This window comes from Janthinobacterium lividum (assembly GCF_034424625.1).
Classification (GTDB): domain Bacteria; phylum Pseudomonadota; class Gammaproteobacteria; order Burkholderiales; family Burkholderiaceae_D; genus Janthinobacterium; species Janthinobacterium lividum.
Genome location: NZ_CP139976.1, coordinates 5200775 through 5215989 on the forward strand (window position 1 = coordinate 5200775; position 15215 = coordinate 5215989).

A 15215-nucleotide genomic window follows, 5' to 3' on the forward strand; every position below is an offset into this window, starting at 1 on the left:
GGCTTGCGGGGAATGCCATAGAAGGGATTTTCAATTTCTTGTCTGCAAAACTGCCCCCGGCGAAGGCGGTGTCACTTAGGGGAAATTTGCCAAACTCCGCCGGGCCGCACGGGTAGCTCAATGACTTAGCTTGACTTACACCGTCTTCGCTTGCTCCATCGCATCGGCAGATCTGTGATGGGCCACCGCGATACCGCGCTGTTCCTTGTGCAAAACAGGTAGCATGCCCGCATACTGAGCGCCCGACGGCTTGAAGGTATCCGATCCCATGTAAATTGACCGAAAACGCAAGTAGCCACCTCCCAGGAGTCTGTTCTCGCGTCCGCCCTTGTCCGGCTCGATCGCATCCATTTCATTTTCAGTGCCTTTGACAGCTTTGTATCGCAGCAATTGCTCCTTTTCCTTATTGCTCAAGCTATAGGGATTGGGTTTACCAGGGTCGGCATTCGGTCCGTTCTCCCAGTCACGGGCTCGCTCTTCCTGAGCCACAAGCAATTCCAGCGCGTACCACAAGTCGGGAATGTCTTTCCCCAACGGCTTGAACCACGCGCGCGAGTCATGCACGAATTGTTCAAAAAAATTGTTTACTTCCGCGGGTGGTACTGGCTTGTCCCAAAATTCGGCGATAGGTTCCCATTCAGGATTACGGGGCCGCCCTCTACTGCTGGTCGTGCGCTGATTGGCGCGCCATTTTTCAAAGCTCGCAACCTCTTCTTCCAGCTCCTTGTCCGCCATAGTGAGATCAGTAAAATCGAATTTCCCGCTTTTATAGCTTGTTGCCAGATTCTTGACATTCGGTAAATCTCCCATCTTGCCTAGCATTTTCTTGCGCCACTGTATGTACAGCATGTGCTGGAATTCCATGACCCTATGTAGCCGCAATGATGGCTCGGCGCCTTGCTGCGCATGGCAAAAGCCGATATACGCATTGAAAGTGGCTATTGTGCGCGGATCGATGCGAAAGGCCCGCTTCGTCGCTTCACTGGCCTCTTCCAGCTTCAGCGGCACCCCGGCTAGGCGGGCAGCCCGATACATCGTGGCCAACGTAATGCGCGACATCAAGTCGCCCCCGCTTGGATCTGTGCCGCGCCCTTGTTCTCGCGGCAAATAGCCGCCCCCGATGTCCGAATGAACGCCAGGAAAAACAATTTCCGTGCAATTAGGGGGAATATTGCCCAGGTGAGCAACGGAGTCCAAGGGAAAAGACCGGCGTACTTCATGCGCCGACACCAGATGCAGGCACTTGCTTGGCCCCGGTGATGTGGGTATTCTGAGCGACACTTCGGCGTCGGCCCAGCCGCCATGTCCATCCACCATCCTGTTCGGGAGGGGCACTGAAGCCGCCAAGCCAACCGAAGCGACGGTATCGAACAGGCCCATAAAGTCGAAGGTCACCTCGATAGTGCCAATACTTAACTGGCGAGCCTTGACGCCCTTGCTAGCGGTCAGTTGCGCATCGAGCTTGCATAACCAGATGAACCAGTTGGCAAACGAGCGCGCTTCGGCCGCGCCACGCGAGAAACCGAACATCGACACGAAGATATTGAGCACCTTGCCTTTATTGACGCTTTTCGCCGGCGCATCGGTTGGCACAAATGGCCGCAAATTGCCGTGCAACTTTTGCAGAGCCTGCGTGAAAGCGTTCACCAGCGCCTCTGAAGGCTGCACTTTGCTGGGCAAACTGAGCGTATTGAAGTCCTTTTTAAAGGACTTATCGTCCACCAGTGGAGCATCGGTATAATATCTGTGCACATTATTGAGTGCTTCCACCAATGCCCAGATGATGCGATTTTCTCCCTTGTAGGCAAAGGCCAGGCCACGCGCCCGGTCGCTGGTGAGAGCGCTAAATCCCTCTCCCGTATCACCAACCTCGTCGAAACGTGTTCCCACTCCGGGAACGTAGGTACGAAAGTAACTCTTGTGGTATTTTGCATCCAAGTCCGGCCACGCCTCGCTGCCATGCGTATCTTTATCACCTGGAAATGCATGATACAGGCGCGCCACATTACTATGCGAATGAAAAGCCAGATCCCGTTTCATATTATTATTGGTGCCATCGAAGAAGAAACCGAAAAATAGATTCGCATCGCATGATGGGGGGAATCCTGGGGTGGGGCATTCCCTTTTCCTGACTAAATCACCTAATATTTTTAGTTCTGTCTCATCATCAAAAAACTTAGCTGAATCTGCTGGTTCATTTTTCTCAGCAGAATAAATAGTGGCCAAAAATGCAGTCATGGATGCATTCCCTCAAGGCTCTGGATGAGTTTCTTCTTATACTCAATTACATCCTTTAATTCATCAACTTCAGCAGCCGTCATCTTATGACTATTACGCTCCAATCCTTTTTCCATTGTATCTAACCATTTTTTTTCCAATTCTATTTTTGCCTTACGACGCTCGTCCCGATACTCCTTCGTCGGCACCGGATATCCCTTGATTTTCCCCGGCCACTCCGGCCGGCTCGGTCCGTAATGCGACGCCACAGCTCCCACGCTGCCATCTTCATAGACGATCAGCCAGATATCACCGCCCCTCCCATCCGGATAAGGCGGAATGCTGACCGTCTCGCGATGAAAGGTCGGGTCCGGGGACAACTGATAGACCACCACCACCTTCAAATCCGCATGCCACTTTTCCGGCACGCTGAAACAGCATATCGATCCGCCCTGCCCATATGGACGGATCGAATCGCCACCGCCGCCGCTGTTGGTATTGCCCGGATTTTCAACCGCAATATAATTGACCTCGCGCGAAGAATAATTCAATGCCTGAATACTCGCGGCCATGGCGACGCCGGGTAAACATGCGGCCAGCAAGACACCTCGCCACAGCCACTGCCTGAACAAGATAATCATGACTTTGTCTCCACTGATAAGGTCGGCACATCGACAGAGGATTGCTCTGCCATCCATCGTTCAAACAATGAATCTGGCGTTTGTGCCCGGGCAGGTTCTGCGAGCCAGGACGCAAGTTGCGGCCGCGCTTGCAGACCTGGGTTTTCGAGGCCAAATATGCATACGTCCAATCGATCTGGCGGTGTTTCGAGCCGCGCATGATCGGCACAACCCAGCCAATATTCGACCAGGGCATGGGCCTGTTCTGCAGCATGGGGCTCTAACAAGCGAGGGCTGGTCGCGCGCACCTGGAACAGGATAGCGTCGCCTTCCGCCGCGCGCATCAGTTGAGCGCATTGCTGCTCGCTTAACGATATGCCAACCGCCGCCGGAAGCGCTTCTGCAGGCAAGATCAAATCACCCCAGTCACCGTTGCGCGTGACATATTGCCAATGGTGTGCCGGCCCGCAAAACTGGCCCAGTTGCTGCACCGTCAAGGTCTTGAAAAGTTGCGGCAAAATGCGGGTATCGGCAAACGACAATGCCACCGTATGGTCTGCCGCATCGACGATGCACCATGGCGCCAAGCGGGCTGCCAGTTGATGCAGCGGCTCCGGCGTGACGATTAAGCTGAGCGCCGGATGACCATTGGTTTTCTCAAGCAGCCGTTCCCAAGTAAAGCGACCTGCATCGCAAAACTCAACCAGCAGCGGAGAAACTGTCAACGTTTCTTCATCAGCACATGGCGTACCTGCAAACAACGCCTCATATCGCAGGTGCCGGGCACGCTTAAGCAATGGATAACACGACTCGTCAAAAACGCCATCGATCAGCGCATAAATATGCGCCTCGGGAAACTGACGTCGAAACGCCTGCAATCGCGTGTGCAATGACACCTTCCAGTCAGAGGGAAACATATTGATACCCACTTAGTCATGCTCCTCTAACGTTGTTTTGGCTATTCACTCTTCCACCATGGAAAAAGGAGAACCTGATTCGGCGGCGTTAAGCCTGCATCGTTTGCATATGGAACGAGAAAATCTGGGCAATGGATAAGCCAGCCGTGTCGGCCCGACAAAACTCTTCTTGCCTGCAAACACGGTGATCTTGCCAGGACACTGGATGGTGATGTTCCCGCCCTCGATGGTGATGTTGGCCCCGCCCGCCGTCGACAGGCGGATGCTTTTCGCCGCCGCCCAGTCGACATGCGCGTTGGCGCTAACGATATTGACCTCTTCGCGCGCCTGGACTTGGAGCAGGTCGGCCTGCGCCTGCGCGTCGATGATGCCCTGGGCGGCGATCAGCTGCACCCCGGCATCCCCCTCCCCGGCCTTGACGGCGCCGCCCAACATGCCGATGGCCTGGCCCGTGTGCAGGCGCCACTGGCCGCCGCTGCTCCATTGCGTGTCCTGCCCGCTCATCAGGACGACGCTCTCGCCATTGGCCAGTTGCAGGTCCTGCCCGGCGATCAGGCCCAGGTCAGCCTTGGCGGCAATCGCGATCAGCGAGTCCTTGGTGTGCGGCAATTGTTCGTGCATGCCCGCCACGCTGGCCTGCACGGCTTTCAGGGGCGCCGCCTGCTCGTCGAGTTCGCTGGCATTCGGTGCGGTGACGCCCACATGGCTGGCGTAGGCGACCGTTTCGTGCGTTTTGGCGGCAGCGCTGAAGGTGTCGCCCAGCATCACTGCCTGCTTCAATAGCGCGATGCCGCCGGCATTGTCGCCGGCAGGATCGCGCTGCGACGCGTCGTGCCCGAGCAGATAGCTGGTCACCAGCAAGCCTGCCTTGGCGCGCACCACGCCATACGCATCGGTGCGCAGCTCGGCGCCGGCGCCGCGCAGGCTGCCACGGTAATTGTCGGCACCGTGGATCAGATGCCCCAGGCTCAGCTCGCTGGCCGCATGGCTGCTTTTCAGCTGGATGCGTCCCTGCTGGTCGGTGTCGTCGAACAGCAGCTGGTTGTAACCGGCCATGCCGCCCGCCTTGCCGAACTCCTTGCTGCGGATGCCCCATTGCGCTGCTCCATTGCGGTGCGCCGCGCTGGCGCCTGCGGCGCCATGCCACAAGGGACTGTTGCCGCCCGCCAGATTGCCCTGGCCCGCTACGGCGTGATCGTGGGCCGGCTGGAAAATACCAGCGTCGTTTTGATCGCGCGCAATACCGCCCGGCGTGGGTACGGTGCCGCCCTCACCCTGTCCGTTGTACAGCGCGCCGATGATGACGGGCCGGTCGATATCGTTTTCCAGGAATTGCACCAGCACTTCCTGGCCGATGCGCGGCAGGAACTGGCTGCCCATGCCGCCGCCGGCCGCGCGCTGCGCCACGCGCACCCAGCAAGTCGCGCCAGTCTCCTGTTGCCAGTGGAAGCGGATGCGCACCCGGCCCAGCCTGTCGCAATAAATTTCATCGGCGCCGCTGGCCACGTCATTGCCATCGGCGCCGACGACGATGGCGCTCTGGCTGCCCAGGGCGGTCGGCGTGGCGTGCTGGCGCGCATCGTTGCTGTCATGCACCGGACGCCACGGGGTGCTTGCGGTGATCATCTCGATGCAGTTGGCGTAACCGCTGGTTTGCGCCTGGGCGATCGCGGCGGCGACATCGGGAAATCCTGCGCCCCACTCTGCCACGGTTTCTTCCAGCAATTCCGGTATCGGGCCGAACAGTTCCGCCAACCCCTCCAGGGCAGGCGCCGGCAGGTTGTTGACACCGATGCTGGCCACGCGCAGCACGACATATTCGGACGCGGCACCATCGGCCTGCGGTAACGGTCCCTGCGTCAGGGTAAAGCGCGTGCCGGCGCGCAGGGTGCGCACGGTCGAACGGGCCTGCCACAGCTGGGCGCGCGCCTCGTGGGCCTGCATCTGCAACTGGGCGTAGCGCTGCGCCTGGGCGGCGCTGGCGTACCAGTACTGGCCCGGTGTGTCGTAGCTTTCCAGCACCGGCGCGTTCTTGCCGCCAAGCGCGATGTTGGCCGGCACGCTGGCGGCCACGGCCTTTTTCGCCTTGTAGTCATAGCTGAGCACGCTGCTCAGGCCCACCGGCAGGCTGCGCCGCGCGCTCAAGGCCTGCACGCTGTCGCCCGGCTCGCCGACGCGCGCGCCATGAAAGCGCAGCCCGCCCGCCTGCGCGCTGCTGGCGTCCTCGGGCGTGGCGCAGGGCTGGCTGCTATCGGCGAACAGGACCAGAGTGTGCGCCTCGAAGCGCCAGGCGATGCCCTCTTCCGTCAGCAGCCGGCGCACGAAATCGAAATCCGATTCGCGGTACTGGCAGCAATAGCTGCGTTCGCCCGCGTCCTGCATGAAAGATGCGACCTCGTCGCTCCAGCGCCACAGCGCATACGGCGCATACGCCTGCAATACCTCGTCGATGATGGCCGTCACGCTCCGATCTTGCCAGACGCGGCTGTTACGCACTTGCGTCAGCAGAAACAACCAAGGCGTGATGCGCAGCCGGTAGCGCGCCAGGCCGCCATTGCTGCCTAGCATGGCCGCTTCGCTGACATAGCCGGAAAAGTGCGTGCGCGTGCCGTCCGCCAGGCTGATATGCAGGCTGGCCGGCTGGCCCAGCAGGGACGCCAGCGCAACATGGGCGCTGGTGGACAAGGCGATGATGTCGCGCGCGCCGACCTCCTGCAGCCGTTCGTCAGCGGCAAAGGCTTCGACCAGCAAGCCGCTGTCCTGGCCATCGTCGCCGATAGCCAATGCATACAGGCGTGCCACGCCGTTGAAGGCGGCCACTGCGCTAACGATATCTTGTGTCAAAAGATGCTCTTCATCTGGAGTGTGGCATCGCACATTGCTTATCAAAACACTGTGCAAAATATACAAGTTCAGGTAATTATGCGCGAGTTCTCAAAAAAGCAAGATTCAATTGAGCAAGTAGTGCGCGGGGAAGACAATAGTCGATGCTTCATGCAAGGGATTCGGTACAATACCCCGGCAAGCCCATTCACTCTTTCCCGTGCAGCCATGAACCAACTCGAACAACTGAAGCAATTTACTACCGTGGTGGCCGACACCGGCGACTTCCAATCGATCCAGGCTTACACGCCGCGCGATGCGACGACGAATCCGTCGCTGATCCTGAAGGCCGTGCAAAAGGATGAATACAAGCCGCTGCTGGAAAAGGCCGTGCGCGACCATCCGAACGCCTCCACCGCCGAAATCATCGACCGCCTGCTGATCGCGTTTGGCGTGGAAATCCTGCAAACCATCCCCGGCCGCGTCTCCACCGAAGTCGATGCGCGCCTGTCGTTCGACACGGAAGGTACTGTCGCCAAGGGCCGCGACCTGATCGCCCTGTATTCGAACGCCGGCATTCCACGCGAGCGCGTGCTGATCAAGATCGCTTCCACCTGGGAAGGCATCCGCGCCGCCGCCACCCTGGAAAAGGAAGGCATCCGCTGCAACATGACCCTGCTGTTCTCGCTGGCCCAGGCCATCGCCTGCGCCGAAGCGGGCGCGCAGCTCATTTCTCCGTTCGTCGGCCGCATCTACGACTGGTACAAGAAATCGACGGGTATCGACTATGTGGGCGCGGAAGATCCGGGCGTGCAATCGGTCCGCCGCATCTACAACTACTACCGCAAGTTCGGCTACAAGACCGAGGTGATGGGCGCGAGCTTCCGCAACACGTCGCAAATCCTCGAACTGGCCGGCTGCGACCTGCTCACCATCAGCCCCGACCTGCTGCAAAAGCTGGCCGACAGCGATGCGCCGGTGGAGCGCAAGCTGAGCGCCGAAGCGGCGCCGTCGACCAACATCGTACAAATGTCGCTGAACGAGGAAGCCTTCCGCTTCATGATGAATGAGGACGCGATGGCGACGGAAAAACTGGCTGAAGGCATCCGCGCCTTCTGCGTCGATTCCGGCAAGCTGAAACAGATGATCTCGGCACTGCGCTAAGAGCCTATCCCGGTAGGGAGCGTCTTCTGCTGGCAGCACATCAGGAGCGCGGACAAGGCGTGAGGAGGACGCGTGGCGAGCCACGCGACGACGATCAACGCAGTCCCCGCTTCTGAGGCGCGCCAGCGGGGGATGTATTCATCTACCGGGATAGGCTCTAGGCACGACGTACATAAAAAAAGCGGCGCCCGTGCAATGCACGGCGCCGCTTTTTTCATGCCCGCGTGATCAGGAACAGCGGAAGGTGGCCACGCCCTGGTAATTGGCGCCATTCGCCATGACCACCTTGTAGCCGCCCGTGACGAGATAGGTTCCCGTGCCGCCGTCACCCAGCGCCAGCAGCATGCCCGAGCTGCCGCCCAGGAAGCCACCGCTGATGACCGTCATGTCCGGCGTATTGATCGTGCCGGTGCCGCTGGCCTTGCCGGTGCTGCCGCCAGCCGTGGCATCGACCGTCATGGCCAGTGCGGCGCCCGCCGCGCCGAAGGACAAGGTGGCGCTGCCGCTGGCCGTGCCGAAATAGCCATCCTGCTGCACACTGCTGCCGCCCGTATAGCTGGGCGCCGTGAACTTGCCCGCATCGCATTGGAAGGCGCCGGTGAAGGGCAAGGCCGCCACCGTGTTGTAGACGCTGTAATGGGCGCTGGCATTGTTGCCGCTCATGACCGTGCTGCCGCTGCTGCGCGTGATGGTGCCGGTGAACCAGCGCCCCTGCGCAAATGCTGCGTCGCCGCTGATGTCGCGCGTGATGGCGGGTGTGCCGCCGAAGCTGGCGCCCGATATCTCGCTCAGGGCGCCGGAACTGTCTTGCGCCACGCTGCCCAAGGTACCGTAGGCCTGATTGGCAACGGCCAGCAGCAGGTAGCGCGGGCTCAGTCCCTTCGCAAACGGCGCGCTGATGCTGCCCGTGTCGCTGCCGGAGGGCTGCGGGGTGACCGGTGTCACCGGGGCGACTGGATTGACTGGCTGGGCCGGATTCACGGCAACCTGGGCATCGGAGGAGGAAGAGCCGCCGCCGCAGGCACTGAGGGTGGCAGCCAGCAAGACTGGCAGAACAAGGAAGGAAGCGCAGATTGGTTTTTTCATGTATCTCTTATCAGTCAAAAAAAGGCAAGGACGGCACGCTTGCAAAGCATCTTTAGTTTTCAAATAATATTGCTTTTTCCTCTCAACTGTCGCACGCCTGCCACCTTCCTTTGGCGCGGCATGACGCTACAATAGGCAATCGCCACCAGCCGCCACGCGCATGTCCTTCCCCCTGCCTGCTTCGTCCGCCATCACCATCCGCCTGGGCCGCCGCGCCTGGGCCGCCGCGCCCGGGCGCGCATCGCCGACAACGGCTTGCGCGCGCTTGACGTCGCCATCGTCCCTGCTGCCGCAGGCGGGCCAAAAGGCTTGATCCTGCACCAGCTCGATTGCTGGCTGTTCGGCGACTTCCTGGCCCAGGCGCCGCGCCCGCGCTATTTCGTCGGCGCCTCGATCGGCGCCTGGCGCATGGCCGCCGCCGTGTTCCCCGACCCGGTGGCCGCGCAGCGCCGCCTGGTGCGCGAATACGTGGGCCAGCGCTATCCCGACAAGCCCGATGCGGCGCACGTCAGCCGCACCTGCCGCGCCCTGCTCGACGCGGTCCTCGATGGCCAGGATGCGCAGCTGCTGCGGCACGAACGCCATAGCCTGTCGGTGCTGGCCGTGCGCGGCATCGGCGCGCTGGCGCAGCCGGGCAAATGGCGCGACCGGCGCGGCTTCCTGCTGGCCGCCGCAGGCAATGCCGTGGCACGGGCGCACTTGGCCGCCTCGCTGGAACGCGCGGTGTTCCATGCGGGGCCGGACGGCGCCAGCTGGCTGCGCTCGCGCTTCGACGCCTTTCATTCGCATTTCGTGCCCCTGGCGCAAGAGAACCTGCGCGACGCGCTGCTGGCCTCCGGCTCCATCCCGCTGGTGCTCGACGCCGTGACGGACATCGCCGGCGCGCCACCCGGGCGCTACTGGGACGGCGGCCTGGTCGACTACCATCTGCACCTGCCCTACCAGCGCGAACCGGACCTGGTGCTGTACCCGCATTTTGCCGACCATATCGTGCCGGGCTGGCTGGACAAGGCCATGCCCTGGCGCCGCGCGCGCAGCGGCGATAGCGCACTCGACAACATGATCCTCGTCTCGCCCTCGCCCGCCTTCGTGGCCAGCCTGCCGAATGGCAAACTGCCGGACCGGCGCGACTTCCCCCATTACGGGCAAGACCACGCGGCGCGCATGCGCGACTGGCGCCGCGCCATCGCGGAAAGCGAGCGCATGGCGGCCGCCTTCGCCCGCTGGGCCGAGCAGCCGGACCTGCGCCAGGCGCTCGACCTGTAGCAAGGGCGAGACTGCAACACGCGCCAGAACAAGCGCGCTTTTCCCTCGCCTATTGGTCACTTATCAGTGCATACTATGTCGCACAGGCAACCTTCAATCCCTCTGCGACAGGAGTTTCAACCATGCACGCCCTCTCCCACCTTCGTATCGGCACGCGCCTGGCTGCAGGCTTCGCGCTGGTGCTGCTGCTGTCCGTGATCTCCACCTCGTACGCGCTGTACAGCGCCCATGTGAATGCCGAAGCGACGCGGCAAATGATGGAAAAACCGCTGGCCAAGGAACGCCTGGTATCGGACTGGTACGTGCTGATCTACTCGGCCATCGCGCGTACCTCGATGATCGCCAAAAGCACGGATGAAACCTTGTCGAGCGTGTTTGCCGACACCATCGCCGACAGCACGAAACAGGGCAGCGAACTGCTGAAGAAGATCGAGACGCTGCTCGACAGCGATGAAGAAAAAGCCATCTTCAAGTCGTCCATCGCCGAACGCGTCAAGTACCAGGATGCCAAGACCCTGGTAATGAATGCGCGCAAGGCCGGCAACGCGGCGCAGGCGGAAAGCGCCTACCGCGACAGCTTCGCGCCGGCCGCCGCCAAATACCAGAACAACGTCAAGGCCCTGCTGTCGCAGCAGCGCCAGGCCATCGACGCCACGGCGCAAGCGATCGAGGAAGCCAACGGGCGCAGCTTCACCCTGCTGCTGACCTTGTGCGCGCTGGTGGTGGCGCTGGGCAGCGTCTGTGCGTGGCTGATCACGCGCTCGATCACGCAGCCATTGAAGGCCGCCGTGAAGGTGGCTGAAACGGTGGCCGACGGCGACTTGCGCACGCATTTCGGCACGCCCGCCAGCGATGAAATCGGCGACCTGATGCGCGCGCTGCACGGCATGAACGAGGCGCTGCGCAAGGTGGTGTCGGAAGTGCAGACGGGCACCAATGCGATTGCCACGGCCTCCGGCGAAATCGCCGCCGGCAACCAGGATCTGTCGGCGCGCACGGAGCAGCAAGCCAGTTCGCTGGAAGAGACGGCGTCGTCGATGGAGGAATTGACCAGCACCGTCAAGCAGAATGCGGACAATGCGCGGCAGGCCAACCAGATGGCGGTGGCCGCTTCCGGCGTGGCCGAACGGGGCGGCAGCATCGTCAGCCAGGTGGTCGACACCATGGGCGCCATCGACACGGCATCGACGAAAATCGTCGACATCATCGGCGTCATCGACGGCATCGCCTTCCAGACGAATATCCTGGCCTTGAACGCAGCCGTCGAAGCGGCGCGCGCCGGCGAGCAGGGGCGCGGCTTTGCCGTCGTCGCCACGGAAGTGCGCAGCCTGGCGCAACGCTCGGCCGCGGCGGCGCGCGAAATCAAGACCCTGATCGGCGACTCGGTGGAACAGGTCAACAATGGCACGCGGCTGGTACATCAGGCCGGCAGCACCATGAACGAAGTGGTCGACAGCGTACGCCGCGTCACCGACATCATGGCCGAGATCACCGCCGCCAGCGCCGAACAGAGCATGGGCATCGACCAGGTCAACCAGGCCATCGCGCAGATGGACCAGGTGACGCAGCAAAATGCGGCCCTGGTGGAGGAAGCGGCGGCAGCGGCCGAAAGCATGCAGGACCAGGCCGCGCGCCTGGCGCAGGTGGCGGCTGGCTTCCAGCTCGAACACATGGCGACAAAGGCGCCGGTACGCGCCGCGCGGCTGGCGCCCACCCAGCTGGCCAAGCCGGCGGCCAGGAGCGCCGCCAAGCAGCCAGCCATCGCGGCCAGGAGCGCGCCTGCTACGCGCAAGCCCCAGGCGCAGGTGGCTGGCGAGCAGGATTGGGAAGAGTTTTAAGACTGGCAACAGGGCCAGTCAAAAGGGTTTGACAGCGCCGTGGCGCGCGAGGATACTTGTTTCAGGTGGCAGGGCGCACCACCGGCAGCAATACGTGTTGCGCCTGACATCGTTCTGCGGGAGCACGAACATGAAATGTATCCGCCGCGTCAGCGCACAACTGCGCCTGGGCCTCCTGTCCCCCTTGCTGCTGTGTGCAGCCCTTGCCGGCTGCGCCACGGCACCCGCCAGCCCGCCTCCGCCCGACCTTTTCAACGATGCCAGCTTTGCCGCGCCGGCCGTGCCGGTCGACCCGCGGCAGGCGTTTGCCATGAGCGACGCCATGCGGCAGTACGTGCGCGTCGATATCGCGCGCGAGGGGCGCAGCAAGAATCCCCGCCGCGCGCTGGCCGATGCCCTGCGCAACAGGGCCGGGCTGCAGCTTGAATATGATGCCGCCATGACGCGCACGGCGGCACAGGCGTTCGATGCGCGCAGCGGCAATTGCCTGTCGCTGGTGCTGATGACGGCCGCGCTGGCCAAGGAAATGGGACTCAATGTGCACTACCAGCTGGTTCTGGGAGAAGAGAGCTGGAGCCGCAGCGGCGGCATGTATTTCGTCGCCGGCCACGTCAACCTCGCGCTGGAACGCCGTGCCGCCGGCAATACCGTCGGCTACGAGGCCGACGCCATCATGCTCATCGACTTCCTGCCTGGCGAAGACCTTGCCGGCCAGCGCACGCTGCAAATCAGCGAGGCGACCATCCTGGCCATGTACCTCAACAATCGCGCCGCCGAAACCATGGCCAGCGGCGAGCTCGATCAAGCCTACTGGTATGCGCGCGCCGCCATCCTGCAAGACCCCACGTTTGCGGGCGCCTTCAATACACTGGGCATCATCCAGCTGCGCCACGGCGACATCGAGCCGGCGCGGCGCACGCTTGCCTACGCACTGGAACGCTCGCCATCGAATACCGTGCTGCTGTCGAACCTGGCGCAGGCACTCGACGGCCTGGGGCGCGCGAACGAAGCGCAGCTGCTAAGGCGCAAATTGCTGGCCCTGCAGCCGGAACCTCCGTTCCACTTCTTCAACCTGGGCCAGCGCGCCATGGAGGCCGCCGACTATCAGGAAGCGGCGCGCCTGTTCAAGCGCGAGATCGCGCGCGATCCCTACTACCATGAATTCCACTTCTGGCTGGCGCAGGCGTATGCGCGCATGGGACAACTCTCGCAGGCGGGCAGGCAGCTGGAACTGGCGATGGACAACAGCACCACGCGCAGCGAGCACGGGCTGTACGCGGCCAAGCTGCAGCGCCTGCGCGCCGCCACCGCGCACTAGCGCATCAGACCGCGTCAGTCTTCCAGGAACATCTGCTGCAGGTCGTTCAGGAAGCACAATCCCCGCTCCGTCGGGCGGATGACCTGGTGGTCGCGGTACAGCAAGCCTTTCGCTTCGGCCGCGTTCAGCGGCTGCTCGATGGCGTTGATGGCCAGGCCCGTGCGCTCGGCGAACAGGTTCGGTGTAAAGCCCTGCGTCAGGCGCAGGGTATTCAACATGAACTCGAAACCCATCTCCTCGCGCGCCAGTTCGCGCTCTTCCTGCACCGGCTTACCGGCCAGTACCGCGTCCATGTAGGCGCGCGGCTGCTTGTAGCGGGCCTGACGCAGCACGCGGTGCGGGAACGAGATCTTCGAGTGGGCGCCCGCGCCGATGCCCAGGTAGTCGCCGAATTCCCAGTAATTGCGGTTGTGCTTAGCTTGGCGGCCCGGCTGCGCATAGGCCGACACTTCATAGCGGCCGTAACCGGCCTGCGCGGCGCGCGCGGCCACCATGTCGGCAATGTCGGCGCTCTCGTCGTCGTCCGGCAGCACGGGCGGATACTTGGCGAACAGGGTGTTCGGTTCGAGCGTCAGGTGGTACAGCGACAAGTGCGGCGGCGCGAACGACAGCGCCGTTTCCAGGTCCTGCTGCGCCTCGGCCAGGGTTTGCGTGGGCAGCGCGTACATCAGGTCGAGGTTGAAATTGTCGAAATTGGCGTGCGCGATGTCCACCGCGCGGCGCGCTTCATTGTCGTCGTGGATACGCCCCAGCGCCTGCAGGTGGCGGCCATTGAAGCTCTGGATGCCGATCGACAGGCGGTTGATGCCGCTGGCCCGGTAGGACTTGAATTTTTCCGCTTCAAAGGTACCCGGATTGGCTTCCATGGTGATTTCGCAGTCGGGCTCCAATGGCAGCAAGGTGCGCACGTCCGACATCAGCCGGTCCAGGCCCGCCGCCGACATCAGGCTGGGCGTGCCGCCGCCGATGAAGATGGTGTGGATCTTGCGGCCCCAGATCAGCGGCAGCGCCATTTCCAGGTCCAGCCGCAGGGCCGCCAGGTATTCCCCTTCCGGCAAGTCGCCGCGCACCTCGTGCGAATTGAAATCGCAGTACGGGCATTTTTTCACGCACCACGGGAAATGGATGTACAGCGACAGCGGCGGCAGTGCCGTCAGGTTCAGCGCGCCCGGCTGCAGGTATTTCAGGGCCGCCCCGGCCGCGCCGGAAATGCCTTCCTGCGGCGCGGGAGCGGCTCCCGCCCTGGCTGCCGGCTTGGCGGCGGCGCCCACCAGTTTGATCGGGATCATCGCAGTTTTTCCACCAGCGCGCGCAGGGCCTGGCCACGGTGCGACAGCGCGTTCTTTTCATCGGACGTCAATTCGGCCGCGCACTTGCCCAGCGCGGGGAGGAAGAAATGCGGATCGTAGCCGAAGCCGCCGTTGCCGCGCGGCGTAGCAATCATCTCACCATTCCAGCGGCCGTCGGCGATCACCGGCTGCGGGTCGTCCGCATGGCGCACATACACCAGCACGCAGTAGTAGTACGCGGACTTGTCGGCATGCGCTTCCAGGTCGGCGATCAGCTTGACGCTGTTGGCCGCATCCGATTTCGGCTCGCCGGCATAGCGGGCCGAATACACGCCCGGCGCGCCACCGAGCACATTGACGCATACGCCCGAATCGTCGGCCAGCGCCGGCAAGCCCGTCAGGCGCGACGCATGGCGCGCCTTTTGCAGGGCGTTTTCAACGAAGGTGTGGAATGGTTCGTCGCTTTCCGGCACGGCGTACTCGCCCTGGGCGTGGACGGAAAAACCGATGGTCGAGAGCAGCTCGTTGAATTCCTTGAGCTTGCCGGCGTTATTGGAGGCGAGGATGAGGCGTTGGGTCATGTCAGTAGTCCGGTTGAAGTGCCGACATTGTAAACCTTTTGCGCCCCCCTCACCCTGGCCTGCCGCTGCCGCAAAAAGCGGCAGCCGTGGGCTTTT

Annotated in this window: 12 protein-coding genes; 5 read left to right on the forward strand and 7 right to left on the reverse strand. The window is 62.5% G+C overall.

What is annotated here, in order from left to right:
• Positions 1-135: 135 nt before the first annotated feature.
• The 4 genes from U0004_RS23455 to U0004_RS23470 are packed head-to-tail and all read right to left on the reverse strand — an operon-like array spanning position 136 to position 6598.
• On the reverse strand, positions 136-2238 hold the full coding sequence (locus U0004_RS23455; RefSeq protein WP_081345914.1) for a T6SS phospholipase effector Tle1-like catalytic domain-containing protein: 2103 nt from the start codon (positions 2236-2238) through the stop codon (positions 136-138).
• Positions 2235-2858: a DUF3304 domain-containing protein gene (locus tag U0004_RS23460; RefSeq protein WP_070260465.1), complete on the reverse strand. Its 624-nt coding sequence runs from the start codon at positions 2856-2858 to the stop codon at positions 2235-2237. The genes U0004_RS23455 and U0004_RS23460 overlap by 4 nt, the downstream gene beginning before the upstream one ends.
• Positions 2855-3766: a DUF4123 domain-containing protein gene (locus U0004_RS23465; RefSeq protein WP_139144297.1), complete on the reverse strand. Its 912-nt coding sequence runs from the start codon at positions 3764-3766 to the stop codon at positions 2855-2857. The genes U0004_RS23460 and U0004_RS23465 overlap by 4 nt, the downstream gene beginning before the upstream one ends.
• Before the next feature lie 33 nt (positions 3767-3799).
• Positions 3800-6598, reverse strand: coding sequence for a type VI secretion system Vgr family protein (locus U0004_RS23470; RefSeq protein WP_231958361.1), 2799 nt, complete (start codon positions 6596-6598; stop codon positions 3800-3802).
• Between the two features lie 207 nt (positions 6599-6805).
• On the opposite strand from U0004_RS23470, the gene tal reads away from it, so the two are divergent.
• On the forward strand, positions 6806-7741 hold the full coding sequence (gene tal, locus U0004_RS23475) for a transaldolase (protein ID WP_070259318.1): 936 nt from the start codon (positions 6806-6808) through the stop codon (positions 7739-7741).
• Positions 7742-7969: 228 nt separating this feature from the next.
• Here the strand turns inward: tal and U0004_RS23480 are convergent, their stop codons facing one another.
• A complete protein-coding gene (locus tag U0004_RS23480) occupies positions 7970-8827 on the reverse strand; it encodes a hypothetical protein (protein WP_139144261.1) in 858 nt (285 codons plus the stop codon).
• A gap of 160 nt (positions 8828-8987) precedes the next feature.
• Between U0004_RS23480 and U0004_RS23485 the strand changes: the two genes are divergently transcribed.
• The 4 genes from U0004_RS23485 (at position 8988) to U0004_RS23500 (ending at position 13249) form a co-directional block, all read left to right on the forward strand.
• Positions 8988-9140 (forward strand): hypothetical protein, encoded by a 153-nt coding sequence (locus U0004_RS23485; RefSeq protein WP_231958359.1) that lies wholly within the window; start codon positions 8988-8990, stop codon positions 9138-9140.
• The gene (locus U0004_RS23490) at positions 9068-10093 is read left to right on the forward strand and encodes a patatin-like phospholipase family protein (RefSeq protein WP_412101874.1); all 1026 of its coding nucleotides are present in this window, start codon (positions 9068-9070) and stop codon (positions 10091-10093) included. Before U0004_RS23485 ends, U0004_RS23490 begins: the two co-directional genes overlap by 73 nt.
• Positions 10094-10215: 122 nt before the next feature.
• Positions 10216-11931 (forward strand): methyl-accepting chemotaxis protein, encoded by a 1716-nt coding sequence (locus tag U0004_RS23495; protein WP_070259323.1) that lies wholly within the window; start codon positions 10216-10218, stop codon positions 11929-11931.
• 130 nt (positions 11932-12061) lie between these two features.
• Positions 12062-13249 carry a tetratricopeptide repeat protein gene (locus tag U0004_RS23500; protein WP_070259327.1) on the forward strand — a complete coding sequence of 396 codons (1188 nt, stop codon included), beginning with the start codon at positions 12062-12064 and terminating at the stop codon, positions 13247-13249.
• Between the two features lie 14 nt (positions 13250-13263).
• Here U0004_RS23500 and hemW read toward each other — a convergent pair whose 3' ends face one another.
• Together hemW and rdgB are read right to left on the reverse strand one after the other, a co-directional pair.
• Entirely contained in the window at positions 13264-14538 is a 1275-nt protein-coding gene (gene hemW, locus U0004_RS23505; protein ID WP_070259329.1) for a radical SAM family heme chaperone HemW, read from the reverse strand.
• The gene (gene rdgB, locus U0004_RS23510) at positions 14535-15119 is read right to left on the reverse strand and encodes an RdgB/HAM1 family non-canonical purine NTP pyrophosphatase (RefSeq protein WP_070259331.1); all 585 of its coding nucleotides are present in this window, start codon (positions 15117-15119) and stop codon (positions 14535-14537) included. The genes hemW and rdgB overlap by 4 nt, the downstream gene beginning before the upstream one ends.
• Positions 15120-15215: the final 96 nt, after the last annotated feature.